Origin of the sequence: Streptomyces sp. NPDC020731 (assembly GCF_044334705.1) — a bacterium.
Classification (GTDB): Bacteria; Actinomycetota; Actinomycetes; order Streptomycetales; family Streptomycetaceae; genus Streptomyces.
Genome location: NZ_JBIRTN010000007.1, coordinates 323,828 through 339,029, shown reverse-complemented (window position 1 = coordinate 339,029; position 15,202 = coordinate 323,828). Strand labels below are relative to the sequence as shown.

Sequence of the window (15,202 nt, the reverse complement as noted above, 5' to 3'; positions counted from 1 at the left end):
GCCGCCCCCGCACCCGACCCGCAGGCGGGATACGGATTCCCGCAGCCCCGCGCACAGCAGCCCGAGACTCCGCCCGCACCGGCACCCAACACCCCAGCCGGATACGGCTTCCCGCAACCCGGCGCGGCGGTCCCGACGCCCCCGGCCCAGCCCGCCGGATACGGCTTCCCGCCCGTGGGCGCCCCCGGCGCGGCGAACCCACAGCCCGAAGCCGCCCCCGCACCCGACCCGCAGGCGGGATACGGATTCCCGCAGCCCCGCGCACAGCAGCCCGAGACTCCGCCCGCACCGGCACCCAACACCCCGGCCGGATACGGCTTCCCGCAACCCGGCGCGGCGGTCCCGACGCCTCCCGCACAGCAGCCCGAGAGCGCCCCCGCTCCCAACGCGCACGCCGGGTACGGTCTCCCCCAGCCCGGCACCCCGCCCGTGCCCGGTCCGCAGGCCGGATACGGCTTCCCTCAGCCGGGGGCCGCCCCGGCTCAGCCCGCCGGTCACGGCTTCCCTCAGCAGCAACCGCAGCAGCCCGCCGTGCCTCAGCAGGGGCAGCCGCCGCAGCAGCCCGTCGATCCGCGGACCGGGGCTGCCTGGCCACAGCCCATTCAGCACGACCAGCGGCAGCCGACCAACCCCGGTGCGGCGCCCCTCGGTTACACCGCTGCCGTGGAGTTGTCCTCGGACCGGCTGCTCAACAGCAAGAAGCAGAAGGCGAAGAGCAGCCGCCCCGCGGCCGGCGGTTCGCGTTTCAAGCTGGGCGGGAAGAAGGAGGAGGCCGAGCGGCAGCGGAAGCTGGAGCTGATCCGTACGCCGGTGCTGTCCTGCTACCGCATCGCCGTCATCAGCCTCAAGGGCGGCGTCGGCAAGACGACCACCACCACCGCCCTCGGCGCCACCCTCGCCACCGAGCGGCAGGACAAGATCCTCGCGATCGACGCCAACCCGGACGCCGGTACGCTCGGCCGCCGTGTGCGGCGCGAGACCGGGGCCACCATCCGTGACCTCGTCCAGGCGATCCCGTACCTCAACTCGTACATGGACATCCGGCGGTTCACCTCACAGGCGCCGTCCGGGCTGGAGATCATCGCCAACGACGTCGACCCGGCCGTGTCCACGGCCTTCAACGACGAGGACTACCGGCGCGCGATCGACGTGCTCGGCAAGCAGTACCCGGTCATCCTCACCGACTCCGGTACGGGTCTGCTCTACAGCGCCATGCGCGGTGTGCTGGACCTCGCCGACCAGCTGATCATCATCTCCACGCCGTCCGTGGACGGTGCGAGCAGTGCCAGCACGACGCTGGACTGGCTGTCCGCGCACGGGTACGCGGACCTCGTCTCGCGCTCCCTCACCGTGATCTCCGGGGTGCGCGAGACCGGCAAGATGATCAAGGTCGACGACATCGTGGCGCACTTCCGGACCCGGTGCCGGGGCGTGCTCGTCGTACCGTTCGACGAGCATCTGTCCGCCGGTGCGGAGGTCGACCTCGACATGATGCGGCCGAAGGTGCGGGAGGCGTACTTCAACCTCGCGGCGCTGGTCGCCGAGGACTTTGTACGGCATCAGCAGTCGCACGGTCTGTGGACCTCCGACGGCAACCCGCCGCCGGTCGCCGCCCCGCCGATGCCGGGCCAGCCCTTCCCCGGCCAGCCCGTCCCGGGTCAGCCCATGCCCGGTCAGCCCATGCCCGGTCAGGCCGTCCCCGGCCAGCCGGGCCCGTATCCCCAGCAGCCGCAGCCCGGACAGCCCCCGGCCCAGCCGGGCTACCCGTACCCGCAGGTCCCGGGCCAGGGCCGGCCCCATCCTCCCCACCCCGGCCGGCAGTAAGGCACCGCGTCCATCCATTCGGCCGAGCGGCCCCTTTCGAGGGGCCGCTTCCGCGTGCGGGGCCGAAACCCCTCGTCAGGTCCTGGCCAGCAGTGCGTCACCGGTCTCGACCAATGAGCGCACCATGTACGCCAACTCGTTGTTTCCGCAGGCCACATGGGGTGTTCGCGCCGTTGACGCTCGCAGTGGCCGCTGATAGACACACTCATCTGATCCAACCCGTCCTTCCCGTGCGAGCGATGACGCGAGGTCAGCGACCATGGACACGAACGATCAGTACGGCGGTCACCACCGCACCCCGGGCCGCACCCGGCTCGTCATGGCGGCCGGCGCCGCCGCACTCACCCTCAGCGCCGGGCTCGCCACCCCGCTCAACCCGGCGCCGCAGCAGGCCCGGGCGGCCGACGACGGCAAGAAGGTGCTGACCGTCGCGGTGGCACAGAGCGTCGACTCGCTCAGCCCGTTCCTGGCGGTACGGCTGCTCAGTACGAGCATCCACCGGCTCACCTACGAGTACCTGACGAACTACGACCCCGAGGACAACCACGTCATCCCGGGGCTGGCCACCAAGTGGGAGTCGTCGCCGGACAAGCTGACCTGGACGTACACCATCCGCCCGGACTCCGCGTGGTCGGACGGCGAGCAGGCCACCGCCCAGGACGCGGCCTGGACGTTCAACACGATGATGTCCGACCCGGGCGCCGCCACCGCGAACGGCAGTTACGTCGCCAACTTCGAGAAGGTCACCGCGCCGAGCCCCACCCGGCTGGTCATCGAGCTGAAGAAGCCACAGGCCACGATGACGGCGCTGGACGTGCCGATCGTGCCCAAGCACGTGTGGGAGAAGGTCGACGACTACTCCGAGTTCAACAACGACAAGGACTTCCCCGTCGTCGGCAACGGGCCGTTCGTCCTCACCGATTACAAGGCCGACAGCTACGTGCGGCTGAAGGCCAACAAGGACTTCTGGCGCGGGGCCCCCAAGTTCGACGAACTCGTCTTCCGCTACTACAAGGACCAGGACGCGGCGGTGTCGGCGCTGCGCAAGGGCGAGGTGTCGTTCGTCGCCGGGTCGCCGTCCCTCACGCCCGCCCAGTCGGCCTCGCTGAAGAGTGAGAAGAACATCCGGGTCAACGACGCTCCGGGCCGCCGCTTCTACGCGCTGGCCACCAACCCGGGCGCCAAGGCGAAGAACGGCGAGAAGATGGGTGACGGGCACCCCTCGCTGCTCGACCAGCGGGTGCGCAACGCGCTGTTCATGGCGGTGGACCGGAAGACCATCATCGACAAGGTGTTCCAGGGGCACGCCGTGGAGGGCGCCGGCTACATCCCGCCGCGTTTCTCGCAGTACTTCTGGGAGCCGTCGGCCGGCCAGGAGCTGGCGTACGACCCGGCGGAGGCGGCCCGGCTGCTCGACCGGGCCGGCTACAGGAAGAACGGCGACGGCAGGCGGGTCGGCAAGGACGGCAAGCCGATCGACTACCGCGTGCTGTGCCACGCCACCGACCCGAACGACAAGGCGATCGGCCAGTACCTCGAGGAGTGGTGGGGCGACCTCGGTATCGGGGTGACGCTCAACTGCCTGGACAACGTGACCGATCCCTGGCTCGCCGGTGAGTACGACCTGGCCTTCGACGGCTGGTCGGTCAACCCGGACCCCGACTTCGTGCTGTCCATCCACACCTGCGCGGCGCTCCCGGCGACCCCGGAGGAGACCGGCGCGACCGACAACTTCATCTGCGACAAGACGTACGACGAGCTGTACGGCCGGCAGCTCGCCGAGTACGACGCCGGCAAACGGGCGGACATCGTCCGGCAGATGGAGTCGCGGCTGTACGACCTCGGGTACATGAATGTCATGGCGTATCCGAACGCGGTCGAGGCGTACCGCACGGACCAGATCGAGTCGATCACCACCATGCCGGCGAAGGCGGGCAACATCTACGGCCAGGACGGCTACTGGAGCTGGTGGTCGGCGGTGCCGGCGGACTCCGGTGACGCGGGCGGCGATTCGTCGTCGACGGGCGTGGTCGTCGGGATCGTCGCGGGTGTCGTCGTCCTCGCGGGGCTGGGGGCGTTCGTCGCGATGCGGCGACGGGCCACGGCCGAGGACCGCGAGTAGACGGCGGACGGGACTCATGACCTCCGACGCGCCATCCGCATCCGCCGGCGGGGGCACGGGTGCCGCCGCCGGCCCGTCGAAGGACGGGCCGGCGACGGCCGGCCGCCGTGTCACCACCGCCTGTCCCCGGTACGTGGCGGGCAAGGTGACCGGCGCGGCCGTGTCCCTCCTCGCCGTCCTCGTCACCAGCTTCTTCCTCTTCCGGCTGATCCCCGGCGACCCGGTGAAGTTCATGACCGGCGGCCGTCAGGTGTCGGCCGGGCAACTGGCCGCCTACCGGGAACAGTTCGGACTGGATCTGCCGCTGTGGCAGCAGTTCACCGACTACTGCGGCAAGGCGCTCACCGGCGATCTGGGAACGTCGTACCAGTTCAACGCGCCCGTGGTCGACAAGATCACGGAGGCGTTGCCGAACACGCTGCTGCTCACCGGCACCGCCTTCGTGCTGTACACGGTGCTCGGCATCGTCCTCGGCACCCGGTCGGCGTGGCGGCACGGGCGGTTCGGGGACCGGTTCCACACGGGGCTGGCGCTGGTCCTTTACTCCCTGCCGTCGTTCTGGCTGGGGCTGCTGCTGATCATCACGCTGTCGGTGGGGATCGGCCCGCTGCCGGGGCTGTTCCCGACCGGTGGCATGGAGTCGGGCGGTGAGGAGGGCTTCGCGTACGTCGTGGACGTGGCGCACCACCTGGTCCTGCCGGTGGTGACGCTGGTGGCCGTGGAGTACGGGCAGACCCTGCTGGTGACACGGTCGGCGCTGCTGGACGAGATGGGCAGCGACTATCTGACGACCGCGCGGGCCAAGGGGCTGCGCGACGACCTCGTACGGCGTCGGCACGCGGTGCCCAACGCGCTGCTGCCGACCGTGACGCTGATCTTCATCAACCTCGGACGGACGGTGGCCGGTGTGATCCTGGTGGAGACGGTCTTCTCCTGGCCGGGCCTCGGCGGGTTGTTCTACCAGGCGCTGAGCGTGCCCGATCTGCCGCTGGTGCAGGGGCTGTTCTTCGTGTTCGCCGCCGCGGTGATCGTGATGAACACGCTCGCCGATCTGATCTATCCGCTGTTCGATCCCCGGGTGGTCCGATGACGACGGAGAAGGTGCCGGCCGCGCGCCCTCGCGCCATGGCGTGGCAGCGGCGCCGGGCCTCGGTCGCGCGTTTCTGGCGGCGGTACCGCACACACCGGGCCGGTCTCTTCGGCCTCACCACGCTCGCGCTGTTCGCGCTGCTCGCCCTGGCCGCTCCGCTGCTCGTCGGTTCCGACGTGGACGACGTGACGGACGCGCCGGGCAGCCCGCTGGAGAGCCCGAGCAGTGAGCTGCCCTTCGGCGCCGACCGGTTCGGGCGGAACCTGCTCGGCCTGGTGATCTGGGGTGCGCGGGTGTCGCTGCTGGTGGGGCTGCTCGCGGCCGTGCTGTCGGTGATGATCGGCATGGTGATCGGGGTGACGGCGGGACACTTCAGGGGCTGGTACGCGACGGTGGTGATGCGGATCACCGACTGGTTCCTGGTGATGCCGACGCTGGTGCTGGCGATCGCGCTGGCCACGGTGATGTCCCGTTCGCTGCTGACGATCGTCGTGGCGATCGGGGTGACGACCTGGCCGACGACGGCCCGGCTGGTGCGGGCGCAGACGCTGGCGGTGGAGACCCGGCCGTACATCGAGCGGGCGCGGGCACTCGGTGGCGGGCACTGGCACATCATGTCCCGGCATGTGCTGCCCAATGTGATGCCGTTGGTGCTGGCGCAGACGACGCTGATCATCTCCTCGGCGATCCTGGCGGAGGCGACGCTGGCCTTCCTGGGACTCGGTGATCCGACGGTGGTGTCGTGGGGCGGGCTGCTGCAGGACGCGCGGGAGGCGGGTGCGATCAGCGCCGGACACTGGTGGTACCTGGTGCCACCGGGCATCGCCATCGCCGTGGTGGCGCTGGCGTTCACACTGTGCGGACGGGCCGTGGAGTCCGTCCTCAACCCCAGGCTGGGGGTGTCCCGTTGAGTCTGCTCGACGTCAGAGGGCTGACGGTCACGTACCCGGGCGGGGCGGCCGCCGTGCGCGGGGTGGATCTACGGCTGGACGCGGGCCGCAAGCTGGGGATCGCCGGGGAGTCGGGCTGCGGCAAGTCCACCCTGGCACTGGCACTGCTGCGGCTGCTGCCGGCGGGGACCCGGGTGGGCGGCGAGATCCTGCTGGACGGTGAGGACGTGCTGGCCATGAAGTGGGGCCGGGTCCGGGCGGTCCGGTGGGCCGGGGCGTCCATCGTGTTCCAGGGGGCGATGCACTCCCTCAACCCCGTGCGGCGCATCGGCGACCAGATCGCCGAGCCGGTCCTGCTGCACCGGAGGGCGACCCCGGCCGGGGCGCGGAAGAAGACCGGGGAGCTGCTGGAGCAGGTCGGTCTGGCGGCCCCCCGTGCGACGGCCTACCCGCACGAGCTGTCCGGCGGTCAGCGGCAGCGCGTCATGATCGCCATGGCGCTGGCCTGCGATCCGCGGCTGATCATCGCCGACGAGCCGACGACCGCGCTGGACGTGATGATCCAGGCGCAGATCCTGCGGCTGATCGAACGGCTGGTCGCGGACCAGGACGTCGGGCTGATCATGATCAGTCACGATCTGGCGGTCCTCGCCGGCACCTGCGACCGGCTCGCGGTGATGTACGCGGGCCGGGTGGTGGAGGAGGGCCCGGCGGGAGACGTGTACGAGGCCGCCCGCCACCCCTACGCCCAGGCGCTGTCGGCCGCGTTCCCGCGCATCGGTGACCCGGCGTCGCGCTTCGCGCCGCGTGGCCTGCCGGGCGATCCGCCGGACCCGGCGGCGCTGCCGTCGGGCTGCACGTTCCATCCACGGTGCCCGGTGGCGCCGGCCTCCTGCGCCACGGAGGACCCGCCACTGCGGGACGCGGGGCCGGACCGGCGGGTGGCGTGCGTACGGGTCGCCGCGGAAGGTACGGCGGCCGGTGAACCGGATTCCCTGGAGGAAGCGAGGCGCAGCACCCCATGACCACCTCTTCCCCGCTCCTCGGTGCCGAGGGCGTACACGTCACCTTCCCGGGCCGGCACGGGGCCCCGGACGCCCGGGCCGTGGACGGTGTCCATCTGGACATCCGTCCCGGTGAGATCGTCGCCCTCGTCGGTGAGTCGGGCTGCGGCAAGACGACGCTGGCCCGCGCCCTGCTGGGTCTGGTCGAGCCGACCGCGGGCCGGGTCACCTTCGACGGACGGCCGCTGGAGTACTCCGGCCGCTCCCTGAAGGCGTACCGCAGGCGCGTGCAGTTGGTGCTGCAGGACCCGAGCGGCTCGCTCAATCCGCGGCACACGGTGTACGACGCGGTGGCCGAGGGGCTGCGTATCCACGGCCACGGCGGTGACGAGCGGGCCATGGTCGCCGACGCCCTGTCCCGGGCCGGGCTGCGCCCGCCGGAGCGTTTCTTCCTGCGCTATCCGCACGAGCTGTCCGGCGGTCAGCGGCAGCGTGTGGTGATCGCGGGCGCGCTGGTGCTGGAACCCGAACTCCTCGTCGCCGACGAGCCGGTGGCCTCGCTGGACGCGTCCGTACGCGGGGAGATCCTGGCCCTGCTGCTGCGGCTGCGCGCCGAACTGGGCCTGTCCGCGCTGGTGGTCACGCACGATCTGGGGCTGGCCTGGAACATCGCCGACCGGGTCGCGGTGATGTACCTGGGCCGGATCGTGGAGACCGGGGCGGTGGAGCGGGTCCTGACGGAACCCCGGCATCCGTACACCCGGGCCCTGCTGTCGGTGCTGCCCGAGGCGCCGGGCGAGCCGGTGGTCCTCACGGGCGAGCCCCCGGACCCGTCCCGCGTCCCGTCCGGCTGCCGGTTCCACGCCCGCTGCCAGATCCTGGCGGGCGGCGAGGCGGACCGGGCGGGGGTGGCGGAGGCGTGCCGGGGCCAGGACCCGGAGATCCTCGACGGGGGCGGCGCGGCACAGGTGGCGTGCCACTGGGCGCACGCCGGGAAGGGCTGACCGGCCAGGGCCTGTCCGGCGGACCAATCCGGAGGAAACCGGCGGCGCTTCGAAGCACAGGTGAGCGGGGGCGATGGGGTCCCCCGCGCGGGCGAAGCCGAGCGTGCGGCTGCAAGGCGGAGGAGGGAGTCGACGCGATGGGGGTCCCCCGCGCGGGCGAAGCCGAGCGAGGGGGAGTCGGCGACCGACGACAACGCCGCTGGGGCCCCTTCTGGGGAGGGCGTGCCGGACCCCGCGTCTGCGGCGTGATCCGCCGGGCAGGCCCTACGGCTTCTCGGCCGCGGCCACGAGGTCCTTGCAGCGCCTGACGTCCTCGGCCATCTGCTCCAGCAGCGCCTCCAGCGTGTCGAACCTGGCCTGGCCGCGCACGAAGGCCAGGAAGTCGACGGCGACGTGGAGCCCGTACAGGTCGAGGCCGACGCGGTCGATGGCGTACGCCTCGACCGTGCGCTCGGTGCCGTCGAACTGGGGGTTGGTGCCGACGGAGATCGCGGCCGGCATGGCCTCGTCCTGGGCGTGCAGCCAGCCGGCGTAGACGCCGTCGGCGGGGATCGCGGTGTGCGGGAGGGTCTCGACATTGGCCGTGGGAAAGCCCAGGTCGCGGCCGCGCTGGGCGCCCCGGACGACCACGCCCTCCACCCGGTGCGGGCGGCCCAGGATCTCGGCGGCGCCCTCGACCTCGCCCTCGGCGACCAGGCGGCGGGTGAGCGTGGAGGAGAACGGCTCGCCGCCGCCCGCCTCACCGCTCACGTACAGGTCGACGACCTCGACGTCGAAGTCGTAGACCTCGCCCTGCTCGGTGAGGAACTCCACGTTGCCCGCGGCCCTGTGGCCGAAGCGGAAGTTGGGGCCCTCGACGACCGCCCTGGCGTGCAGCTTGTCGACCAGCACCTTGACGACGAAGTCGGCGGCGGACAGCTTCGAGAACTCGGTGGTGAAGGGGAGGATGAGGACCGCGTCGACGCCCAGCTCGGCCATGAGTTCGGCGCGCCGGTGGTGCGGGGCGAGCAGCGGGGGGTGGCTGCCGGGGCGGACGACCTCGCTGGGGTGCGGGTCGAAGGTGACGACGACGGCGGGGACGCCGAGGTCCCGGGCGCGGTCCACGGCATGGCGGATGATCAGCTGGTGCCCGCGGTGGACCCCGTCGTAGGAGCCGATGGTGACGACGCTGCGTCCCCAGTCCTGGGGGATGTCCTCCAAGCCACGCCAGCGCTGCACTGTGCCTGCTCCTTGTCGAAACCTTGTCGAACGAACCCGGGTCCATGGACTTCTCTGCGCAGCTCTAAGGGTGCCATGCCGCGTGCCGGGGGCCCGCATCGGCATGGGGGCTGTGTGACGGGGTGCACGTGCCGGCCGGGTTCTCGATCGTCCGGCGGGTGGCGGGCCCGACGAGCGTGGTCCACTCGCGCGGGGCCTCCGTCAGCCAGCCGGCCAGGGCGGCGGCGAAGCCCGGCACATGACGGCCCAGGTCGGCCAGGCAGCGGTCGAAGCGGGCGGCGCCCTCCGCGGTACGGACGAGGAGCAGCCCGGTGCGGTGGACGAGGACGCGCGGCTCGGGGCCGGTGTTCCGGACCGCGGCGAGCAGCACCGCCTCCAGGACGGCGGGGTCGGACTCGCGGGCGAGCAGGGTGTCCAGCAGTTCACGGCGCAGCGGGCGGGAGGCCGGTGTCCCGGGGCCGGCGAGGACGCCGGCGAGGGCCACCCGGAGCGGTTGCGGGCCGCCGTCGAGCAGGCCGGTGAGCAGGGGCCTCAGTACGGCGCGGGCGGCCGGGCCCCGTTCCAGTCGTCCGTCGGCGTACGCGGCCACGTGTCCCGTCAGCTCCGGCCGCCGCTCCACCGTCTCCCGTACGAGTGCGGCGACCGGGCGGGCCAGGGCGGGTGGGGTGGCGTCGGCGAGGGCGCGGAACGTCTCACCCGCGTCGGTTCCGCCGAGCCTGGTCCGGAAGGCGTCGAGGACGGGCTCCGGGTGGGTGTCGAGGGCGGGGGTGAGCGCGCTCGGCGGGAGGTGGGGGTCGCCGGCCGCGAAGCGCTCCAGGGTCCGCGCGAGGTGACGGTCCCTGCTGTTCGGGTCGCGGACGAGGAGGGCGAGGGCGCCGCCGTGCAGATCGCGGTCGGCGGTGCGGACGAGGACGGCGAGCGCCGCGTACCTCAGCAGGGTGCGGTCGGTGTCGTCGCGGGCGTACGGCGCGACCCGCAGTCCGTGGGCGACGGCCGTGGCCCGGCGTGCGGGTCGTTCGTCCTTCGCCCACCGGTCGACGGCCCTGCACATCGCGGCGGGCTCCTCCTCCGTCAGCACGGTGAGCAGCTGGTCGGCCCGCCGGTGCGTGCTGTCGGCGAGCGCCTCCGTCAGCGCGTCCGGGGCCGCGTGCCGGTGGGTGTGCAGCAGCGCCTGCGCGGCGGTCGCCACGGTCGCGTGCGGGGTTGCGGGCAGCGGCCGCTCGTCCTCGAACCAGCGGATGAGGTACGGCAGTACGGCGACGGGGTCGGCGGCGAGCAGCCGGGCGGTGGCGTCGAGGAAGCGGGGCCCGTTCTCGCACGGCGGGCCGTCGGCGTGGACGAGCCGGCGCAGCAGTGCGCACCGCGTTTCCAGCGGCAGCCGGAGAGCGGCCCAGAAGGCGGGCCCCAGCTCGGTCGGCACCCCGCCCCGCCGCTGTTCCCGCCAGGCCACGAGACGGTCGGCCAGCAGCCGCAGCACGTCCGTGTACGGCGTCGCGTCGGCCACGCACGCGAGGGTCCCGCCGAGCAGGCGGGCCGCCCACCAGGAACCCGGGCCGGCGTCGAGGGCGTGCACCAGATCCGTGAGCCGCGAGGAGAGCCGCCGGCTCCCGTACCGCCGCGCGAGAAACAGCAGGGCCTCGACGACGGCGCCGATGCGGTGGTGCGGGACGGGGGTGACGGCCGGAAGGACGGCTCCGGCGTCGGGGGCCGGCCGACGGTCGGCCGGTGGGAGACGGAGGCCGGCTGCGGACCGTGACCGTACATCGGAGCCGGCGGCGGGCGGTGTCGGGCGGCCGACAGCCACACCGGCACCGCCGTCGCCGGCGGCGGGTTCCGGGTGGGCGCCGGCCGCCGCACGGCCGCGGTGGAAGGACGGTGCCGGGAGAAGGCCGTCGTCAGCAGGCCGGTAATCGGTGTCGGCGACGGCCCAGGGGTCGGGACCGACAACGGTCCACGGGTCGAAGGCGACAACGGGCGGAGCACCGCGATCAGCAGCCGGATCGGCCCAGCGGCCGGACAGCGGGGGAAGGCCGTCAGCGGCGTCCCGGTCGTCGGAAGCGTCGGCGGGCCGGGGCCGGTGGCCGGGCAGCGGGGAGCCGTCCTCGGCGGTGGCGGGCCGCGGGAGGCGGCCGACGTGGGGGGCCGTGGTGGCGGGGACGGTGTGGACCAGGGCGCGCAGGGCGTCGTCCACGTCGAGGTGGGCGCCGTGGAGCCAGTCGGCCAGTTCCTCGTCCGCGAACCGGTAGCCGGTCGTCCCGGCCGGGACGAAGAGCCCTTCGGCGAGCACGGCCGAGGCCCAGCCGGTGCCGCCGCCGAGCCGGTCGGGGGCGGGCCCCCGGGGGAACACCGCCTCGAACGCCTCCCGGTCCAGCTCGCCCGCGCCGAGACTGCGCCGGGCGGCTTCGTGCACCTGTCCGGCGACCTTGGCGGCGAGCCGGCGTACGGCGGTGCCGCGGGCCCCGGTCCCGTCGGCGAGGCGGACGGCGATCCGCAGGCACATCAGGTCCAGGTGGGCCGAGAAGACGTCGTCGCGGTCGACGGGGGCGTCGGGAGTGGTGCCGGCGAGGGCGGACCGGACGTCCGCGAGCATCCGCAGGGTCAGGGGGTGGCGGGCGTCGGCGTCGGCCACCGCGCCCTCGGGGATGCCGTGGCGGGCGCGCGCCTCGCGGGCCTCCTCGGCGGTGAGGTCGCCGAGGGCCACACAGGCGGGGAGCCCGTCGGGGCGTGGTGCGCCGGCGTGCAGCAGCTCTTCCGGGAACCCCGCCCCCTCCCAGTGCTCCGCACGGCACGCCACCACCAGCCGGGTCCCCGTGGCCCGCAGCCACCGCGCGGTCCCGGCGGTCCACTCGGCCGGCCTGTCGAGCAGGGTCTCCTCGGGGCCGTCGAGAAGGAGCAGCAGGGGGCGGCCGGCCGTGCGGGCGAGTTCGGCCAGGCGCTCCGGGCTCACGTCACCGAGAGCGTCCGGGCCTGCCGGGAACGGGGCGCGGGAGGCGGCGACGACAGCGGCGGCCCGGTCCAGCGCCCGGCGGGCGGCGTCCGCGACCGAGCCGTCGTCCTCGCTCAGGTCGGCACCGCGCAGCCGGAGCGTGGGCCGGCCCGCGCGGTGACGGCGGGCGGCGAGCTCCGCGAGTTGCGTCGTGCGACCGCTGCCGGGCGGTCCGACCAGGCCCAGCACGGTGGCCCCGCCCCGCTCGAACGCGGCGAGCTCCGCGAGTACGGCGGGCCGGTCGACGGGCTCCACGGCACCGGGCGGCCCGTCCCGTCCGACCGGGACGGCCGTGAGCCGCACCAGCCCGGCGAGGTTGAGATCGGCTCCGTGGGCCGGGACCGTCGCCACGTTCTCGGCGAGCAGCTCGGCGAGCGGGCCCTCGGCACAGGCCGGGGGAGGCAGCGGTACGGCGAAGCCCTCGTCGCGGTCGTCCGAGCGGAGCGCGGTGCCCAGGACGCCGAGCACGGTGCCGGTGGCGGCGTCGAGCACCGGGCCGCCGGCGGCGCCGCCGCCGAGCCGCAGCGCGTCCCGGCCCGCGGTGCCGACCGCCAGCTCCAGGGCGCTGTCGAGGGGATACGCGCGGTCGGTGGCGGTGTAGGTCACGGGGCTCGTCCCCAGCACGCGCGCCTCGCGCCAGCCTCCGGCGGCGATCCGCACATAGGTGCCGGGCCGGACGGTGCGCCGCGCGGTGACCGGCAGCGGTGCGACGCCGAGCCCCTCGCTGCGGACCAGGGCCAGGCCGAGCGCGGGCAGCGGGGTCACCGCGTCCGCGGTCACCACGCACTGGCGGCCGGCCGCCGCGTGCAGCACGAGCCGGGGCAGACCGTCGACCGCCTCGTGACTGGTGATCACCGTGCCGTGGTGATCGGCCACGAAGCCGGTTCCGCGCGGCCGGCCGGCGAGGTCGTGCAGCCGGACCAGGACGTCGAACAGCCCCGGAGGCCCGTCCGGGGTGTCCCGTTCGTGACGGGGTTCGTAGGGGGACGACATCGCCGAAGCCTCCCGTCACTCATCCGTGCCCTTGGCTGCGACAGTAGGGCCGGGATGATCAGCGGGACAGATCGTCCGGTGAACACGCCCCCTTCCGCTCCCCCGGTTCACTCCGAGCGCCCGCACTTACGGGTGAACAGGCGGGGGTGGATGGATACACCCTAGGGGTGGGGGAACCGAGGGGGACCGTGGAGCGGCGGCATGTCCATCCCCGTGACGCCGCTCCACGGGCGGATCCGCGGGACCGGATCAGCCGAAGACGGCCAGGCTCCTGGCCTTGCCCCGCTGCTCCTCGACGAGCGCCAGGAACCGGCCCTCGGGGCCGAACACGGCCACGGCTCCGGAGCCGGCGTACTCCTCGGGCATCTCCAGCCGCACCCCGTTGGTGAGCAGCCCGGCCCGCCGGTCGTCGACGTCCCAGCGCGGGAACGCGGCCGTGGCGGCCTCTGCGATCGGCATCACCGTCAGTTCCTGCTGGTGCTGGTCCAGCGTCCTCGCGGAGTCCAGCTTGTACGGGCCGACGCGGGTGCGGCGCAGTGCGGTGAGGTGCCCGCCGACGCCCAGGCCGGCGCCCAGGTCGCGGGCGAGGGCGCGGATGTAGGTGCCGGAGGAGCAGACGACCGACACCACCAGGTCCAGCACCGGGGTGCCGTCCTCGGCGACGGCCTCCCGGACGTCGTACACGGAGAACGAGGAGACGGTGACCGGCCGGGCGGGAATGTCGAACTCCTCGCCCTCCCGGGCCCGCTTGTAGGAGCGCACCCCGTTGATCTTGATGGCGCTGACCTTGGACGGCACCTGCATGATGTCGCCGGTCAGCTCGGCGATGCCGGCGTCGACGGCCTCGCGGGTGACCGCGGAGGCGTCGGTGGAGGAGCTGATCTCCCCCTCGGCGTCGTCGGTGAGCGTGTTCTGCCCGAGCCGGATGGTGCCCAGGTACTCCTTCTCGGTCAGCGCGAGGTGGCCGAGGAGCTTGGTCGCCTTCTCGACGCCGAGGACGAGGACGCCCGTCGCCATCGGGTCGAGGGTGCCGGCGTGGCCGACGCGCCGGGTGCGCGCGATACCGCGCATCTTGGCGACCACGTCGTGCGAAGTGAAGCCCGACGGCTTGTCGACAATGACAAGGCCGTCGGGCGTGGTGTGCTTCCGGTTCATTCGGCGGTGTCGTCCGTCTCGTCGTCTTCCGGCTTGCGGTACGGGTCGGCCCCGCCGGCGTACGCGGCGCCCGCGGACGCCTCGCGCACCTTCGCGTCGGACTGGCGCGCCTTGTCGAGGAGGTCCTCGATGTTGCGTGCCGTGTCCGGGAGCGCGTCCATGACGAAGGCCAGGGTCGGTGTGAACTTCACGCCCGCCGCCCGGCCCACCTCGGAGCGCAGGACGCCCTTGGCGCTCTCCAGTCCGGCCGCCGCGGCCTTGCGCTCCTCGTCGTCCCCGTACACCGTGTAGAAGACGGTCGCCTCCCGGAGGTCACCCGTGACCCGGGTGTCCGTGATGGTGACGTGCGAGCCGAGCCGCGGGTCCTTGATCCCGCGCTGCAGCTTCTGGGCCACCACCTCTCGGATGAGGTCCGCCAGCCTTTTCGCCCGCGCGTTGTCGGCCACTGGTCCGTCTCCCGTTCTTTCCTGTCTGCGTATCTCTGGGCTGTGGTCGTCAGTCGTCTTCACCGTGGAAGCGCCGCCTGACGGACAGCAGTTCCACCTCGGGGCGCCCGGCGACCAGCCGCTCGCACCGGTCCAGTACGTCTCTCAGGTGCCCCGTGTCGCCGGACACCATGGCCAGGCCGATGACCGCCCTGCGATGGAGGTCCATGTGATCCACCTCGGCCGCGCTCACCGCGTACTTGCGCTGGAGCTCGGCGACGATCGGGCGGACGACGGAGCGCTTCTCCTTCAGCGAATGTACGTCGCCGAGGAGGAGGTCGAAGGACAGCGTCCCCACATACATGTGTGCAACCGGTTCACCCGCCGGCACGGGATCGATGGCCCCGCCGTCCGTGGTGGGCGGGGACATCAGAACCGTACAACGAAGGGGACGCGGTGATCGACGGATATTGTGCTCCGCCGGCCGCGCC

At 73.2% G+C, this 15,202-nt stretch carries 11 protein-coding genes; 6 read left to right on the top strand and 5 right to left on the bottom strand.

What is annotated here, in order from left to right:
• From ACH4VX_RS13770 to ACH4VX_RS13745, 6 genes are all read left to right on the top strand, one after another.
• Positions 1–1,824: AAA family ATPase (locus ACH4VX_RS13770; RefSeq protein ID WP_398367586.1), on the top strand; the 1,824-nt coding region annotated here is incomplete at its 5' end.
• A gap of 259 nt (positions 1,825–2,083) precedes the next feature.
• Positions 2,084–3,946 carry an ABC transporter substrate-binding protein gene (locus ACH4VX_RS13765; protein WP_398367585.1) on the top strand — a complete coding sequence of 621 codons (1,863 nt, stop codon included), beginning with the start codon at positions 2,084–2,086 and terminating at the stop codon, positions 3,944–3,946.
• 16 nt (positions 3,947–3,962) lie between these two features.
• Positions 3,963–5,036, top strand: coding sequence for an ABC transporter permease (locus ACH4VX_RS13760; RefSeq protein WP_398367584.1), 1,074 nt, complete (start codon positions 3,963–3,965; stop codon positions 5,034–5,036).
• Positions 5,033–5,947, top strand: coding sequence for an ABC transporter permease (locus tag ACH4VX_RS13755; RefSeq protein WP_398367583.1), 915 nt, complete (start codon positions 5,033–5,035; stop codon positions 5,945–5,947). Before ACH4VX_RS13760 ends, ACH4VX_RS13755 begins: the two co-directional genes overlap by 4 nt.
• Positions 5,944–6,951 (top strand): ABC transporter ATP-binding protein, encoded by a 1,008-nt coding sequence (locus ACH4VX_RS13750; protein ID WP_398367582.1) that lies wholly within the window; start codon positions 5,944–5,946, stop codon positions 6,949–6,951. Before ACH4VX_RS13755 ends, ACH4VX_RS13750 begins: the two co-directional genes overlap by 4 nt.
• Positions 6,948–7,934, top strand: coding sequence for an ABC transporter ATP-binding protein (locus tag ACH4VX_RS13745; protein WP_398367581.1), 987 nt, complete (start codon positions 6,948–6,950; stop codon positions 7,932–7,934). The genes ACH4VX_RS13750 and ACH4VX_RS13745 overlap by 4 nt, the downstream gene beginning before the upstream one ends.
• A 264-nt stretch (positions 7,935–8,198) precedes the next feature.
• Here the strand turns inward: ACH4VX_RS13745 and ACH4VX_RS13740 are convergent, their stop codons facing one another.
• From ACH4VX_RS13740 to ACH4VX_RS13720, 5 genes are all read right to left on the bottom strand, one after another.
• The gene (locus tag ACH4VX_RS13740; RefSeq protein WP_398367580.1) at positions 8,199–9,152 is read right to left on the bottom strand and encodes a bifunctional riboflavin kinase/FAD synthetase; all 954 of its coding nucleotides are present in this window, start codon (positions 9,150–9,152) and stop codon (positions 8,199–8,201) included.
• A gap of 64 nt (positions 9,153–9,216) precedes the next feature.
• Positions 9,217–13,131, bottom strand: coding sequence for a trypsin-like peptidase domain-containing protein (locus ACH4VX_RS13735; protein ID WP_398367579.1), 3,915 nt, complete (start codon positions 13,129–13,131; stop codon positions 9,217–9,219).
• Between the two features lie 249 nt (positions 13,132–13,380).
• Positions 13,381–14,286 carry a tRNA pseudouridine(55) synthase TruB gene (gene truB / locus ACH4VX_RS13730; protein WP_398367578.1) on the bottom strand — a complete coding sequence of 302 codons (906 nt, stop codon included), beginning with the start codon at positions 14,284–14,286 and terminating at the stop codon, positions 13,381–13,383.
• The gene (rbfA, locus tag ACH4VX_RS13725) at positions 14,283–14,732 is read right to left on the bottom strand and encodes a 30S ribosome-binding factor RbfA (RefSeq protein WP_398367577.1); all 450 of its coding nucleotides are present in this window, start codon (positions 14,730–14,732) and stop codon (positions 14,283–14,285) included. The genes truB and rbfA overlap by 4 nt, the downstream gene beginning before the upstream one ends.
• Before the next feature lie 49 nt (positions 14,733–14,781).
• Positions 14,782–15,075: a DUF503 domain-containing protein gene (locus tag ACH4VX_RS13720; protein WP_398367608.1), complete on the bottom strand. Its 294-nt coding sequence runs from the start codon at positions 15,073–15,075 to the stop codon at positions 14,782–14,784.
• Between the last annotated feature and the right edge of the window lie 127 nt (positions 15,076–15,202).